Annotated in this window: 1 protein-coding gene; it reads left to right on the plus strand. The window is 33.8% G+C overall.

The features are described 5' to 3' along the window. The coding region (locus AB1471_RS17860; RefSeq protein WP_367781057.1) for a zinc-ribbon domain-containing protein at positions 1-237 on the plus strand (237 nt) is incomplete at both ends.

The raw sequence follows: 237 nt of genomic DNA on the forward strand, positions 1-237 counted from the left end.
CATGCTGGCACAACCAAAAAAGCATGGTGGAAATGTTTACATGGTCATCAATGGGAAACAAGTATTGAATATAGGACAGGTGATAAAAAATCAAATTGCCCTACCTGCGGAAGAAAAATCGCTGCAGAAAAAACTAGACTTATGAAATTAGGTAAGTCAGGAAGTCTACAAGATAATTTTCCAGAACTTTCTATTAAATGGAATCAACATTTAAATAAAGATCTCACTCCTAATAAT

Origin of the sequence: Jeotgalibacillus marinus (assembly GCF_040801915.1) — a bacterium.
In the GTDB taxonomy this organism is placed as follows: Bacteria; Bacillota; Bacilli; order Bacillales; family Jeotgalibacillaceae; genus Jeotgalibacillus; species Jeotgalibacillus marinus.